The organism is Streptomyces sp. G45, from assembly GCF_049542095.1.
Lineage (GTDB): Bacteria > Actinomycetota > Actinomycetes > Streptomycetales > Streptomycetaceae > Streptomyces.
Genome location: NZ_JBMUZU010000001.1, coordinates 3,211,364 through 3,225,822, shown reverse-complemented (window position 1 = coordinate 3,225,822; position 14,459 = coordinate 3,211,364). Strand labels below are relative to the sequence as shown.

The window sequence follows — 14,459 nt, the reverse complement described above, 5'->3', positions numbered from 1 at the left end:
TGTGACGTGCCGATGAAAGAGATGGCGAGCATGACCGTACAGACCGAACGGCCGCCCTCCGGCCCGCCGGAGGTAGTGAAGTCGGGCGGCGGGCGCACCGGGGCCCCGCGCACGCCCCGCGCGAAGGCCGCGGCCCTCGCGCCTTATCTGCTGCTGCTTCCCGCGCTCTTGGCGACCCTGCTGTTCCTCGGCTGGCCGCTGGTGAACAACGGGATCCTGTCGTTCCAGAACCTCAACATGAGACAGGTCATCCTGCATCTCACCGAGTGGAACGGCGTCGACAACTACAAGGAGATCCTCAAGAGCGAGGACTTCTGGCGCGTCACCGGGCGGTCGGTCGTCTTCACCGCCATCAACGTCGTGCTCATCATGGTGTTCGGCACCCTGATCGGCCTGCTGCTCGCCAAGCTCGGCAACAAGATGCGACGGCTGCTCCTGTTCGGCCTCGTCCTCGCCTGGGCCATGCCCGTCGTCGCGGGCACCACCGTCTACCAGTGGCTGTTCGCGCAGCGCTACGGCGTCGTCAACTGGGTGCTCGCCAAGATCGGCTTCAGCTCCATGGCCGACTACGACTGGTTCGGCAGCCAGTACTCCACCTTCTTCGTGATCATCACGCTGATCGTGTGGATGTCGATCCCCTTCGTGGCGATCAACCTGTACGCCGCCACCACGACCATCCCCAAGGAGCTGTACGAGGCCGCCTCGCTCGACGGCGCGGGCGCCTGGAAGCAGTTCACCTCGGTGACCCTGCCGTTCCTGCGGCCCTTCCTCTACGCCACGACCTTCCTCGAGGTCATCTGGGTCTTCAAGGCCCTCGTCCAGGTCTACGCCATCAACCAGGGCGGCCCCGACCGGCTCACGGAGATCCTGCCCGTCTACGCCTACATCGAGGGCTCGGGCAACCAGCACTACGGCATGGGCTCCGCCATCGCCATGCTGACCATCATCATCATGCTCTTCCTGACCGCGTACCACCTGCGCATCGTGCTCAAGCAAGAGGAGGACGCGTGAAGCGCTCCCGGTTCGGCCGCGTCTGGCCCAACGTCGTAGCCGTCGTCCTCTTCATCGGCTTCGTCTTCCCCGTGTACTGGATGTTCGCCACGGCCTTCAAGCCGACCGGCGACATCATCAGCGAGGACCCCGTCTGGATCCCCTTCGACGTCACCGTCGAGCACTTCAAGACGGCCGTAGACGCCGACCACTTCTGGCAGATGGTCCGGAACTCGGTGACCGTCACCGTCCTCGCGGTCGTCTTCTCCCTGGTCCTCGCCCTGCTCTCGGCCTTCGCCCTCGCCCGCATGCGGTTCAAGGGCCGCCGGGGCTTCATCATCGGCTTCATGCTGGCCCAGATGGCGCCCTGGGAAGTCATGGTCATCTCGATCTACATGATCGTGCGCGACGCCGACATGCTGAACAGCATGGTGCCGCTCACCCTCTTCTACATGGTGATGATCCTGCCCTTCACGATCCTGACGCTGCGCGGCTTCGTCGCCGCCGTGCCCAAGGAACTGGAGGAGTCGGCGATGGTCGACGGCTGCACCCGCATGCAGGCGTTCCGCCGCGTCATCCTGCCGCTGCTCGCCCCCGGCCTGATGTCCACCTCGCTCTTCGGCTTCATCACCGCCTGGAACGAGTTCCCCATCGCCATGCTGGTCAACAAGGACCCGGAGGCCAAGACCCTCCCGGCGTGGCTGACGAGCTTCCAGACCGTCTACGGCGACGACTGGGGCGCCACCATGGCGGCCTCCTCGATCTTCGCCATCCCGATCCTGCTCCTCTTCGTCTTCCTCCAGCGCCGTGCCGTCTCCGGCCTCACCGACGGCGCCGTGAAGGGATAACCGCACACCCATGAGCACCACAGCATCCGCACCCGACGCCCTCACGCGCGACGCCCTGGCCGTCCTCCAGCCCGGCTTCGGCGGCACCACCGCCCCCGACTGGCTGCTCCGCCGCATCGGCGAGGGCCTGGCCTCCGTGGGCGTGTTCGGCCGCAACGTCCACACGCCCGAGCAGCTGGCCGCGCTCACCGCCCAGCTGCGGGCCGAGCGCGAGGACGTCCTGGTCGCCATCGACGAGGAGAGCGGCGACGTCACCCGCCTCGAAGTGCGCACCGGCTCCTCCTTCCCCGGCAACCACGCCCTCGGCGCCGTGGACGACGTGGCGCTCACCCGGGGCGTGGCCGCCGAACTCGGCCGCCGCCTCGCCGAGTGCGGCGTGAACTTCAACTGGGCGCCGTCCGCCGACGTCAACTCCGACCCCGACAACCCGGTCATCGGCGTACGCTCCTTCGGCGCCGACCCCGACCTGGTGGCCCGGCACACCGCCGCCTACATCGAGGGCCTGCAGTCCTCCGGCGTCGCCGCCTGCGCCAAGCACTTCCCGGGCCACGGCGACACCTCGGTCGACTCCCACCACGCCGTCCCGCACATCGACATCGACCCGGACCTGCTGAACGCCCGCGAACTGGTGCCGTTCCGGGCCGCGCTCGCCGCGGGCACCCGCGCCGTGATGAGCGCCCACATCCGCGTCCCCGCCCTCGACCCGGACCTCCCGGCGACCCTCTCGCGCCGCATCCTCACCGATCTGCTCCGCGGCGAACTCGGCTTCGACGGCCTGATCGTCACCGACGGCATCGAGATGAAGGCGATCTCCGGCACGTACGGCATCGAGAACGGCGTCGTCCGCGCCATCGCCGCGGGCTGCGACGCCATCTGCGTCGGCGGCGGCCTGCACGACGAACTCACCGTGCTGCGCCTGCGGGACGCGCTCGTCGCGGCCGTCCGCGCGGGCGAACTCCCCGAGGAGCGGCTCGCCGACGCCGCCGCCCGCGTCCGCGCGCTCGCCGCCTGGACGTCCGGCCCCGGCGCCGCGGCCCGCGCGGGCGTCGCGCCCGACCAGGAGATCGGCCTGCGCGCGGCCCGCCGCGCCCTGACCATCACCCACAGCGAGACCTACGCGGGCCCCCTGACGGACGCTCCGTATGTCGCCGCCTTCACCCCCCTCGCCAATATCGCCGTCGGCGACGAGACCCCCTGGGGCGTCGGCGCCGAACTCGCCCGCCGCCTGCCCGGCACCGAGACCGGCTCCTTCACCGGCGACCGCGCGGGCGAGGAGGCCCTCGCGGCGGCGGGGGAGCGGCGCGTGGTCGCCGTCGTCCGCGACGCCCACCGCCACGCGTGGATGGCGGCGGCCGTCGACCACCTCCTGGCGGCCCGCCCCGACACCGTCGTCATCGAGATGGGCGTCCCCCAGTCCAAGCCGACCGGCGCCCTCCACATCGCCACCCACGGCGCGGCCCGCGTCTGCGGCACGGCGGCAGCGGAGGCCTTGACGGGGGCGTAGCCCCTGCGCGGGGAGCGGTACGCCGGTCCTGCCGGGAGGCGGTGTGCGCCCACCCCCGGGCCCGAGCCCGACGCGCTACCCGCACCAGAACACAAAACGGCGCCGGGCGCCCCACCGAAAGGGGGGGCGCCCGGCGCTGTCTGCTTACCGCCTTGCCGCGATACCGCCTTACCGCACGGGAGGCTAAAGCCCCTGCCACGCGGGCTTGTTGGCGTACGTGTGCCGGAAGTACTCCCCGAGCTTCAGCTTGGACGCGGCGGCCTCGTCCACGACCACCGTCGCGTGCGGGTGCAGCTGCAGCGCCGACGCGGGCACGATGGAGGCGACCGGCCCCTCGACGGTCGCCGCCACGGCGTCCGCCTTGCCCTCACCCGTGGCGAGCAGCACCAGGTGCCGCGCCTCCAGGATCGTCCCGATGCCCTGCGTGATCACGTGGTGCGGGACCTGGTCTATGTCCCCGTCGAAGAACCGCGCGTTGTCCACCCGGGTCTGCTCGGTCAGCGTCTTGATCCGCGTCCGCGAGGCCAGCGACGAGCACGGCTCGTTGAACCCGATGTGCCCGTCCGTACCGATCCCGAGCAGCTGGAGATCCACCCCGCCCGCCTCGGCGAGCGCCTTGTCGTACGCCTCGCACGCGCCCTGCACGTCCTCGGCACTGCCGTCCGGCCCCATGAACGCGTCCTCGCTCAGCCCGAGCGGCTCGACGACCTCACGCAGCACCACCGAGCGGTACGACTCCGGGTGCCCCACCGGCAGCCCCACGTACTCGTCGAGCTGGCAGATCCGCGCCCGCGCCACGTCGACGGCACCGGAGCGGACCTTCGCCGCCAGCGCTTCATAGATGGGCAGCGGGGTCGAACCGGTGGCGACACCGAGCAGGGCGTCAGGCTTACGGCGCACCAGGGCGGCCATGGCCTCCGCAATCAGCTCGCCGCCTGCCTCGGCGTCCGGGACGATGACAACTTCCACGCTGGGCCTGCCGATCTGAAGAGGGGACGGGGTCCGGGGAACGGGACGGATCCGGGCGGATCCAGAATGTGGTATAGACCAATCTAGCAGAGTGCCCCCCACTCCCGGAGCCCTCCCGCCCATGCTCGACCCTCCCCACCCCCCTCGCCCCCGGAACCACACCACCCCCGAGAACAGCCCACCCGGGACGGGGCCCATCCGCTTGGGGTGAGGCCCACCTGCCGGTGGCGAGGCCTATCCGTCTGGGGTGAGGCCCACCTGCGCGTTGCGAGGTCTACCGGCCGGTGACGAGGCCCACCCGTCCGGGGTGGGGTCCGCCCGTCCGGGGTGGGGGAGGCCCACCTGCCCGGGCGAGGTCTGCCCACCGGTGGCGAGGCCCGCCCGTCCGGGAGGTAGGCCTATCCGTCCGGGGGGTAGGCACGCCCGTCCGGGGCGTGGTCCGCTCCCTGAGCGCTCGGTCCACCTGCCCGAAGCGGAGCCCATCTGCCCGAAGCGGAGCCCATCTGCCCGAAGCGGAGCCCACCTGCCCGAGGTGGAGCCCACCCGGGGCGGGCCCCTCTACCAAGAGGTGCAGCCCCTCTCCCCGTGGGGGGCCGCCGACCCCAGGCGGGGCCACGCCCGCCCGTCCGGGGCGAGGCCCGCCCCCCTGAGCGCGCGGCGGCCCACCCCGGCGCCCCGACCACACCCCCTGGGGGCGCGCGCCCGGCCGGGAGCGAGCACAGTGGTAGGCATGACCGTGACGCCGTCCTCCCCGTACAGCGAGCAGCCCGGCCGCATCATGGCGCGCGAGATGGCCGAACAGCCCGACGTGCTGCGCCGCATCCTCGACACCGGCGCCCCCGAGATCCGCCGGACCGCCGAAGAGGTCGCCGCCAAGCGCCCCCGCTTCGTCCTGCTCACCGCCCGCGGCACCTCCGACAACGCCGCCCTCTACGCCAAGTACCTCCTCGAAGTCCGCCTCGGCCTGCCCTGCGGGCTGACCTCCATGTCCACCACCACCGCCTACGGCGCCAAGCCCGACCTGCGGGACGTCCTGGTCGTCACCGTGAGCCAGTCCGGCGGCTCACCGGACCTCGTGGCCTCCACCCAGGCCGCCCGCGAGGCCGGAGCCATCACCCTCGCCGTCACCAACAACCCGGACTCCCCCCTGGCCGCCGTCTCCGAACACCACATCGACATCCTCGCCGGACCCGAGAAGGCCCTGCCAGCGACGAAGACCTACACCGCCTCCCTGCTCTCCCTGTACCTCTTCGTCGAGGGGCTGCGCGACGGCGACGGCTCCGCCGCGGCCGTGCTGCCCGGGCTCGCCGCCGACCTCCTCGACCGGCAACCCGAGGTCCGGACGCTCGCCGCCCGCTACCGGTTCGCTGAACGCATGGTGATCACCTCCCGCGGCTACGGCTATCCCACTGCCAAGGAAGCCGCCCTGAAACTGATGGAGACCAGCTACATCCCCGCCCTCTCCTACTCCGGCGCCGACCTGCTGCACGGCCCCCTCGCGATGGTCGACAACATCTCTCCGGTCATCGCCGTCGTGACGGACGGCAGGGGAGGGGAGGCTCTCCAGCCCGTCCTCGACCGACTGCGCGGCCGCGGCGCGGACCTCGTGGTCATCGGCCCGAAGGCACAGGTCGAGCAGGCCTCCGCCGGTTTCGTCCTGCCGACGGAAGGCGTGGCCGAGGAAGTCCAGCCCATCCTGGAGATCATCCCCCTCCAACTCCTCGCCTACGAGGTCACCATCGCCCGGGGCCAGGACCCCGATGCCCCCAGGGCACTGGCGAAGGTGACGGAGACCCGATGACTGCGGTGGAGACCCGGTGACCGCGGTCGGTCGCCTACGGGTCGGGCGGTGACTCGTGACCGGCGGTCCCGGGGTTGGTGACCGGTGGTCTGGGGCTGGTGACCGGTGATCTAGGGGGCTGGTGACTGGTGACTGGTGCCCGGCTGAGGTGCGGGGCCAGCCGCCCTGCCGCCAGCCTCCCCTCTAGGCCCGGTGTCCCCACCAGGTCCAGCCTTCCCTCCAGGCCCGGTCTCCCCGCCAGGCCGCAGCCACCCCGCATCGGGTCACCGGCCGCCGCCAGGCCGCTGCCGCCTCGCCACCGCCCAGCCAGCCGCCACCGCCCCGCCGGACCGCAGCCCCCACGCCAGCCAGCAGCCCCCCACGAGCCCCCACGCCACGCCCGGCCGCAGCCCCGCCCAGCCAAGCCGCCCCCGCCGCCAGGCCAAGCGGTCTCACCCAGCCAGTGCCCCCGCTCCAGGCGCCCCGCCAGGCCGCAGTCAGGTCGCAGTCAGGCTCACGTCGGCCCTCAGGCCAGCGATCCCCCCGTCGCGTCGATCCACTGCCCCGTTACCCACCGCCCGTCCGGTGAGGCGAGGAACGCGACCACGTCGGCTATGTCCGCGGGCGTCCCGACCCTGCCGAGGGCGGACATCGCCGCCGCCCCCGCCCACGCGTCCTTGTTCTCCTCGCCGCGCAGCCAGTCCGCGTTGACGTCGGTGTCGACGATGCCGGGGGCGACCGAGTTGACCGTGATGCCGCGGGGGCCGAGGACCTTGGACAGGTTCCGCGTGAAGACGTCGAGGGCGCCCTTCGTCATCGCGTACGTCACGATGTCCGGCAGGACCGCGGCGCGGGAGACGCCCGACGAGATGTTGACGATCCGGCCGCCGTCGCGCAGCCGGTCCGCGCCGAGCTGCGTGATGAAGTACGGAGCCTTCGCGTTCACCGCGAACAGCCGGTCGAACTCGGCCTCGTCCGTGTCCGCGAACGGCCGTGACGTACCGATGCCCGCGTTGTTCACCAGGATGTCCAAGCCGTCCGCGTGCGCGTCGAAGGCCGACCACAGCTTCCGCGCGTCGCCCGGCGTGCCCAGCTCCACGCCGATGGTGAACGCGGAACCGCCCGCGCGCTCGATCTCCGCCACCGTCTCCTTCGCGGCCTGCGCATTGCTGCCGTAGTGCACCCCGATCCGGGCGCCGTCCTGCGCGAGGCGCACGGCGATGCCCCGCCCGATGCCGCGGCTGCCGCCCGTGACCAGCGCGGTCTTGCCCGCGAGTCGCCCCTCGGCCGTCCCCGCGGCCACACCCTGCTCCGACACGTTCTCCGTCAGCGCACCCATGGTCAGGCGCCCCCCAACTTTCTCTAGCGGTCGCTACACAAAGACCGTACCCGATCTCCGCCCCGCTTTTCTAGCGCCCGCTATAGAATTTTTCCCATGGCGACGAAACAGCGAGGCAGGCCCCGCTCCTTCGACCGCGAGACGGCCCTGGAGAAGGCGCTGCGCAGGTTCTGGGAGCACGGGTACGAGGCGACGTCGGTCTCCGACCTCACCCGCGAGATGGGCATCGGCGCCCCGAGCCTGTACGCGGCCTTCGGCGACAAGCGGACCCTGTTCACCGAGGTCCTCCAGCGGTACGCGGTGTCGTACGGAGCGTTCGGCGGGCGCGCGCTCGACGAGGAGCCGACCGCCCGTGCAGGCGTCGAGCGCATGCTCCGCGAGGCCGCCGCGGCGTACACGGACCCGGAGCACCCGCACGGCTGCCTCGTCATCCACGCGGCGACCAACTGCACGACGCCCGAGGTCGAGCAGACCCTGCGCGCGCGGCGCAACGCCAACATCGCCGCGATGGAGGAGCGCATAAGGGCGGACATCGAATCCGGCGAGCTTCCTGGGGACACGGACGCCGCGGCCCTGGCCCGCTACGCGGGAGCGGTCCTCCAGGGCCTGTCCCAGCAGTCGCGGGACGGCGCCACACGCGAGGAACTGGAGGCGGTGGCCCAGTTGTCGATGCGGGCCTGGCCCGCACCCAGGACGACATCCGGAGCGACGCCCGCCTCAACGTCGCAGTCGCCCCGAGCCAACGCCTGAGGCGGCGTACACGACCCGCGCCGCCAGCCCGACCCCACCGGTCGCCCCGCCGCGCCGTCGTTGCGCCGCCTCCCCGCGAGCGTCGCCCCCACGAGTGCCGCCCCGCGAGCCGCGGACCCCGGCCCTCGCGTCAGACGCGCCCCGCCCGGCAGAACGGGGAAGAGTCGGCAACAAACCTCGTCCCGCGCATAGACACGGCAGAATGGTCTAGTCCACAATGCGGGAGTAAAGCACCGCTCTCCCCGCACAGGAGAGCGGACCGAGGACCCGGCGCTCTCTGCCCTGACCGCGCCGGATTCTCCCGGGTCGGCGGCCGGTACCGCACATTCCAGCCGCTGGCGCACCTGAGGGCTGCGGTGTTGGGGACGGGTTGAGGGTCCCGCCCTGGCGCCGCGGCCCGTCGGGCACCCCGCGACGAGTCGGCGAGAGGCCCGCGGCAGTGGGCCCGCGGCCCCGCCCGAGCGGCCAGGTACGCTCGCACATGTGCCCTCCATGAACGACCTCGTACGTCAGCACACGGCCCTCGGCGACTCCGACCTCGAGTGGCTGCACCTGCTGGTCTCGGAGTGGCAACTGCTCTCCGACCTGTCCTTCGCCGACCTCGTCCTGTGGGTCCCCACCCGCGACGGCACGCGCTACGTCTCCGTCGCGCAGATGCGTCCCAACACCGGCCCCACCTCCTACCAGGACGACATGGTCGGCCACCTGGTCCCGCGCGGCCGCCGCCCGCTCCTGGACGCCGCGCTGGACGAGGGGCGCATCGTGCGCGAGGGCGACCCCGAGTGGCGCGAGGAGGTCCCCGTACGGGTCGAGTCCATCCCCGTACGCAGGGAGGGCCGTGTCCTCGGCGTCATCGCCCGGAACACCAACCTGCTGACCGTGCGCACCCCTTCGCGCCTGGAGCTCACCTACCTCCAGTCGGCCTCGGACCTGGCCCAGATGATCGCCGCGGGCTCGTTCCCCTTCGAGGGGCAGCAGGTCGACATGGACGCCTCCCCGCGCGTGGGCGACGGACTGATCCGGCTGGACGCGGACGGCATCGTGCAGTACGCGTCCCCGAACGCCCTGTCGGCGTACCACCGCCTCGGCCTCGCCGCCGACCTCGTGGGCCACCACCTGGGCCAGGCCACCGCCGAACTCGCCCCGTCCCGGGGGCCGGTGGACGAGGCGCTGATCAAGCTCGCCAGCGGCTGGGCGCCCCGCGAGTTCGAGATCGAGGGCGGCGACGGAGTGATCCAGCTGCGCGCCATCCCGCTCAAGCCCAAGGGGCCGCGCATCGGCTCGCTCGTCCTCCTGCGCGACGTCACCGAACTGCGCCGCCGCGAGCGCGAGTTGATCACCAAGGACGCCACCATCCGGGAGATCCACCACCGGGTGAAGAACAACCTCCAGACGGTCGCGGCCCTGCTGCGCCTCCAGGCGCGCCGCATCGACTCCGTGTCGGGCCGCGAGGCACTCGAAGAGGCGGTGCGCCGCGTGGGCTCCATCGCGATTGTCCACGAGACGCTGTCGCAGAACCTGGACGAGCGCGTGGAGTTCGACGACATCGCCGACCGGGTCCTCGCCATGGTCGCCGAGATCTCGCCCGGCAAGGTGACGGGCCGCCGCACGGGCCGCTTCGGCATCCTCGACGCGGAGGTCGCGACGCCCCTGTCGATGGTGCTTACGGAGATCCTGCAGAACGCCCTGGAGCACGGCTTCCGGCAGGGCGACACGGGCACGGTCGAGGTCGCCGCCCTGCGGGGCGGTACGCCGAAGGAGGCCCGCCTCCTCATCACCGTCCAGGACGACGGCGTCGGCCTCCCCGACGACTTCGACCCGCACAGCTCGGGCAACCTGGGCCTGCAGATCGTACGCACCCTCGTGGAGGGCGAGTTGGGCGGCACGTTCGACATGGTGCGCGCGCCGGAGCGCGGCACGCGCGTGGTCCTCGACATCCCGGTGCGCGCCGACAAGTGACATCGCCGCGCCCGGCGGCCCGGCGCGTGACCTCGCCGGGCGCAGAACGACCTCGCCGGGCGCAGAACGACCTCGCCGGTCGCCGCACGCGCACAGCGAGAAGCCCCGGACCATGTCGGTCCGGGGCTTCTCGCTCACGTTGCGATGCGCATCGGGGGTACTGCGCGGCTGCGGCTCGGGGGCGGGGGTTGCGTACGCGCTGCACGCGCCGCCGGGCTCAGGCTCGTGGGGCGTGGGCGTCAGGCGCTGGCCTGGCGCGCCCGGTTGCGGGCGGCGCGGCGCTTCATCGCGCGGCGCTCGTCCTCGCTGAGGCCACCCCAGACGCCGGAGTCCTGGCCGGACTCAAGCGCCCACTGCAGGCACTGCTCCATGACGGGGCAGCGACGGCAGACGGCCTTGGCTTCCTCGATCTGCAGCAGCGCAGGACCGGTGTTGCCGATGGGGAAGAACAGCTCGGGGTCTTCCTCGCGGCAAACGGCGTTGTGACGCCAGTCCATGGCTGCTACCTCTCCTTGGTCTTACATGCAAGATGCTTGTGAATGTGAACGCTTTCACGAATCCCTCCGCGCGGGAAGGGCCGACTCCCAGTTGCCTGGTGTGGACCTTGTGTGAGAGGAGGGGTTCTGGCTCTCTGTGGGGGCCGATGATGCGGGCCGTCCCGATCGCCAAGTAGAGATTCGCAAACCTCGGCTGCGGATACAACCCCTTCCGGAAAGTTTTTTTTGATTCCTCAGTGTCGACTGGGTCACAGCCGTACTTCCATGGGGTGGATCCTGGCCTAAACGTTCGAGTGAAAGGACTTTAGGCCCTTCCACTCACACAATCACACGCAGTGCACGGCGTACGCCTGTGAACGTCACGCTCGTCCGCAGCCCCAAGTGGTCACCGTCCATCTGGAGGGGCAGGGGCGCCTTGGAATGCAAGGTGAAGTCGGTCAGGTCGTGCAGCGAGACGGCGTTCTTGCCGCGCGGGCCGCGCTCGGGCGTCGAGCGCAGCAGCTGAGTGCCGTACTTCGCCACCGAGGCGGTCGAAAGACGCTTGAGTCCCAGCACGTCGAGGCCCGTGTCGAACGACGCCTTCGGAGACGCGTACAGCGGGCGATTGCCCAGGTAGGACCACGGAGAGGTGTTGCAGACTATGGACATCACCAGGTCGGTCACGGGCTCCTCGCCCGCCCGCTCCAGGGTGATCGAGCCGTGTCGGCGGTCGCTCTCCCCGAGGAACTGGCGTACCACCTGGCGCACGTAAAGGGCGTGCGTCGAGCGCTTGCCCCGCTCCCTGTGCTGCTCGACCCGGCCGACCACGCCCGCGTCGAAACCGAGCCCCGCCGCGAAGGTGAACCAGCGCGGCGGCACCGCCTCGTCCTCCGTGCCCGGAGTGCCCGAGACGCGGCCCAGGCTCACCGTCCGTTCGCCGCCCTCACGCAGCGCGTCCAGCAGGGCGCCCGTCGCCTCCACGGCGTCGTTCGGCAGCCCCAGGGCGCGGGCGAAGACGTTGGTGGAGCCCCCGGGGACCACGGCGAGGCGGGGCAGGCTCTCCGGAGAGGGGCCGTCGTGCAGGAGACCGTTGACGACCTCGTTGACGGTGCCGTCGCCGCCCAGGGCGACCACCAGCTCGATGTCCTTGCTCTCCGCCGCCTGGCGGCCGAGGTCCCGGGCGTGACCCCGGTACTCCGTAGTGACCGCCTCCAGCTTCATCTCGCTGGCGAGCGCGTGGATCAGCACGTCACGCGTGCGCGCACTGGTGGTAGTAGCCGCCGGGTTGACCACGAGTAGTGCACGCATGCGCAGCAGCCTACCCACCGGTCTTTACCCGGCCCAGACCGAGGTCTGGGCCAAGGGCCCCGCACGGGCGCCACCTGGTGCGTCCTGGTGCGCGGTACGCCCCGTGCGCACCGTCGTGCCGGGGCGCGCGCCCGCGCGGCTACCCTCGAACGGTGAGCACTGAGCCGAAGACCACCCCTGAAGCCCCGGCGTCGGGCCCGCGTCCCGGGCGCCTGACGGCCGCCGCGGCGCTCGCCGCCCTTGAGGGCCTCGCCCTCGTCGTCGGCGGTGCCTACATGCTCGTGATGGGCCTCGCGGGCAGCCCCGACAACCCGAGCCAGGCCGTGACCGGCGGTGTCACGCTGATCGTCCTGGCGCTGCTTCCGCTGCTCGCGGCGCGCGGCCTCCTGGGGCTGCGCCGCTGGGCCCGGGGGCCCGCGATCATCACGCAGATCATGGCCCTGCCCGTGGCGTGGCAGCTCCTCCAGGCGGACAGCGCGATGATCCCCGGCGGCATCGCGCTCGCCGCCGTCGCCGTCGCCGCGCTCGTCCTGCTCATCCACCCCGCCACGACCGAGGCCCTCGGCATCGGTCGCCCCGGTGAGGTCCCAGAGGGCGGCGGCAAGGGCCGCTGAGCGGGAGCCGCCGCGCTCCGCCTCCGGTGTCACTCCTCGAAGGCCCCCGCGTCACGGGAGCGGCCGGTACCGCGTCACGGGAGCGGCCATACCGCGGCCGCGCGCGGTCACTCCTCGACGAGGAGCTTCTCCCGCAGCTGGGCCAGCGTGCGGGCCAGCAGCCGGGAGACGTGCATCTGGGAGATGCCGACCTCTTGGGCGATCTGCGACTGGGTCATGTTCCCGAAGAAGCGGAGCAGCAGGATGCGCTTCTCGCGGGGCGGCAGGTCCTCCAGGAGCGGCTTCAGGGACTCGCGGTACTCGACGCCCTCCAGGGCCTCGTCCTCCGCGCCGAGGGTGTCCGCGACGGCCGGGGACTCGTCGTCCGTGTCCGGGACGTCCAGGGACAGCGTGGAGTACGCGTTCGCCGACTCCAGGCCCTCCAGGACCTCCTCTTCGGAGATCGCCAGCTTCTCGGCCAGCTCGTGCACGGTGGGGGAGCGGCCGTGCAGCTGCGACAGCTCGGCGGTCGCCGTCGTCAGGGCGAGGCGCAGCTCCTGAAGGCGCCTCGGGACGCGCACCGCCCAGCCCTTGTCGCGGAAGTGGCGCTTGATCTCGCCGACGACCGTGGGCGTCGCGTACGTCGAGAACTCCACGCCGCGGTCCGGGTCGAAGCGGTCCACGGACTTGATCAGGCCGATCGTGGCGACCTGGGTCAGATCGTCCAGCGGCTCGCCGCGGTTGCGGAAGCGGCGGGCCAGGTGCTCCACGAGCGGCAGGTGCATGCGGACCAGCTGGTTGCGCAGCTCCGCGTACTCCGGGCTGCCGTCCGCCAGCGAGCGCAGCTCGACGAACATCGCTCGCGCGCCGCTGCGGTCCTGTGGATCGTGTCGGCTGTGCTGCTCGTGCTCGCTCATCGTCCCGCCCGTCACCAGCCGCCGCCCTTCCGGGGAGCCGTCCCCCGTGCTGGACGCCCGGGGGACCCCCTGCGTGCGGCGCCTACTTGGTCCTGTCGCCCGCCGACCGGCCCGGACAGCTCGTCGAAGCCGCCCTCGGCGATCGGCTCTGCCTGCTCCGGCATCGCTGTCCCGTCGGCCGCCACGGGCGGACCGGACTGCTCCGGGTCCTCCGGGTGCGGCCTGGCCTGCTGCTCGGGGATGCCGCCGGGGGCAGGCCCCGGCTCCACCGGACCGCGCCCTCCCGGACGCGTGCCGCCCCTGCCGCGGGCGGGCAGACCGTGCTTGCCGTGCGCTCCGCGCTCTTCGTCCCGCACCGGCCCGTCCCCGTTCCTCACGCCGGCCCGGGTCCCGCGCCGCGCTTCTTGTAGAGGCTGATCGAAACGGTTTTGTCGTCGCCGACCGAGGAGTCCACCATGCCCGCCAACGCCGAGAGCACGGTCCAGGCGAACGTGTCCCGCTCCGGGGCGCGGCCGTCGGTGGTGGGCGCCGAGACGGTCACCTCCAGCGAGTCGTCGACGAGCCGGAAGACGCAGCGGAGCACCGATCCGGGCACGGCCTGCTGGAGCAGGATCGCGCAGGCCTCGTCGACCGCGATGCGGAGGTCCTCGATCTCGTCCAGGGTGAAGTCCAAGCGCGCCGCGAGTCCGGCCGTGGCCGTACGCAGCACCGACAGGTAGGCACCCGCAGCCGGAAGGCGGACCTCGACGAAGTCCTGGTTTCCGGGCTCGCCTGCGATCTGGGACACCCTCACCTCCAAGGTGGTACAAGCGTTTTCGGGGCTCCGGGGCCGCGCCGTGGCGGTCCGGACTGCGTCACTCGGGTAACGCACCTCGTCTTTCAGCGGTGACGCTACCGCGCTGCTCAGTTCCGTGTCCCAGGGCCCCGCCCCGTTGCTGTCACTCATAGTAAGCCTATGAGTACGGACAGTGGCTAGGGGTTGCGCGGGCCCAATTGGAAAGAACGAGCGTCGGGTTGACGTACCCA

The 14,459-nt window shown here is 71.8% G+C and carries 12 protein-coding genes and 1 pseudogene; 7 read left to right on the top strand and 6 right to left on the bottom strand.

Going from position 1 to position 14,459, the window contains the following annotated elements:
• Positions 1 to 30: 30 nt before the first annotated feature.
• Genes ACOBQU_RS12905 through ACOBQU_RS12895 form a run of 3 tightly spaced genes read left to right on the top strand, consistent with a single transcriptional unit; the run spans position 31 to position 3,342 of the window.
• A complete protein-coding gene (locus ACOBQU_RS12905) occupies positions 31 to 1,011 on the top strand; it encodes a carbohydrate ABC transporter permease (RefSeq protein ID WP_423626767.1) in 981 nt (326 codons plus the stop codon).
• On the top strand, positions 1,008 to 1,838 hold the full coding sequence (locus ACOBQU_RS12900) for a carbohydrate ABC transporter permease (RefSeq protein ID WP_423626765.1): 831 nt from the start codon (positions 1,008 to 1,010) through the stop codon (positions 1,836 to 1,838). Before ACOBQU_RS12905 ends, ACOBQU_RS12900 begins: the two co-directional genes overlap by 4 nt.
• A 10-nt stretch (positions 1,839 to 1,848) precedes the next feature.
• A complete protein-coding gene (locus ACOBQU_RS12895) occupies positions 1,849 to 3,342 on the top strand; it encodes a glycoside hydrolase family 3 protein (RefSeq protein ID WP_423626763.1) in 1,494 nt (497 codons plus the stop codon).
• 183 nt (positions 3,343 to 3,525) lie between these two features.
• Here the strand turns inward: ACOBQU_RS12895 and nagB are convergent, their stop codons facing one another.
• Entirely contained in the window at positions 3,526 to 4,311 is a 786-nt protein-coding gene (gene nagB, locus ACOBQU_RS12890; RefSeq protein ID WP_423626762.1) for a glucosamine-6-phosphate deaminase, read from the bottom strand.
• Between the two features lie 730 nt (positions 4,312 to 5,041).
• On the opposite strand from nagB, the gene ACOBQU_RS12885 reads away from it, so the two are divergent.
• Complete coding sequence (locus ACOBQU_RS12885) at positions 5,042 to 6,112, top strand: SIS domain-containing protein (RefSeq protein WP_423626760.1); 1,071 nt, start codon at positions 5,042 to 5,044, stop codon at positions 6,110 to 6,112.
• Positions 6,113 to 6,617: 505 nt separating this feature from the next.
• Here the strand turns inward: ACOBQU_RS12885 and ACOBQU_RS12880 are convergent.
• Positions 6,618 to 7,430 carry an SDR family oxidoreductase gene (locus ACOBQU_RS12880; protein WP_423626758.1) on the bottom strand — a complete coding sequence of 271 codons (813 nt, stop codon included), beginning with the start codon at positions 7,428 to 7,430 and terminating at the stop codon, positions 6,618 to 6,620.
• 96 nt (positions 7,431 to 7,526) lie between these two features.
• On the opposite strand from ACOBQU_RS12880, the gene ACOBQU_RS12875 reads away from it, so the two are divergent.
• Positions 7,527 to 8,180, top strand: coding sequence for a TetR/AcrR family transcriptional regulator (locus ACOBQU_RS12875; RefSeq protein ID WP_423626756.1), 654 nt, complete (start codon positions 7,527 to 7,529; stop codon positions 8,178 to 8,180).
• Positions 8,181 to 8,672: 492 nt separating this feature from the next.
• Positions 8,673 to 10,139, top strand: coding sequence for a PAS domain-containing sensor histidine kinase (locus tag ACOBQU_RS12870; RefSeq protein WP_423634437.1), 1,467 nt, complete (start codon positions 8,673 to 8,675; stop codon positions 10,137 to 10,139).
• A 239-nt stretch (positions 10,140 to 10,378) separates the two neighbouring features.
• Here the strand turns inward: ACOBQU_RS12870 and ACOBQU_RS12865 are convergent, their stop codons facing one another.
• Both ACOBQU_RS12865 and ACOBQU_RS12860 read right to left on the bottom strand, forming a co-directional pair.
• Complete coding sequence (locus tag ACOBQU_RS12865) at positions 10,379 to 10,636, bottom strand: WhiB family transcriptional regulator (RefSeq protein ID WP_016639615.1); 258 nt, start codon at positions 10,634 to 10,636, stop codon at positions 10,379 to 10,381.
• 318 nt (positions 10,637 to 10,954) lie between these two features.
• A complete protein-coding gene (locus tag ACOBQU_RS12860; RefSeq protein WP_423626754.1) occupies positions 10,955 to 11,923 on the bottom strand; it encodes a diacylglycerol/lipid kinase family protein in 969 nt (322 codons plus the stop codon).
• A 152-nt stretch (positions 11,924 to 12,075) separates the two neighbouring features.
• On the opposite strand from ACOBQU_RS12860, the gene ACOBQU_RS12855 reads away from it, so the two are divergent.
• The gene (locus ACOBQU_RS12855) at positions 12,076 to 12,537 is read left to right on the top strand and encodes a hypothetical protein (protein WP_423626752.1); all 462 of its coding nucleotides are present in this window, start codon (positions 12,076 to 12,078) and stop codon (positions 12,535 to 12,537) included.
• A gap of 107 nt (positions 12,538 to 12,644) precedes the next feature.
• On the opposite strand, the pseudogene ACOBQU_RS12850 reads toward ACOBQU_RS12855, so the two are convergent.
• Positions 12,645 to 13,810, bottom strand: a pseudogene (locus tag ACOBQU_RS12850) (RNA polymerase sigma factor SigF).
• Complete coding sequence (locus tag ACOBQU_RS12845) at positions 13,807 to 14,220, bottom strand: anti-sigma regulatory factor (RefSeq protein WP_190139359.1); 414 nt, start codon at positions 14,218 to 14,220, stop codon at positions 13,807 to 13,809. Before ACOBQU_RS12845 ends, ACOBQU_RS12850 begins: the two are co-directional and overlap by 4 nt.
• Between the last annotated feature and the right edge of the window lie 239 nt (positions 14,221 to 14,459).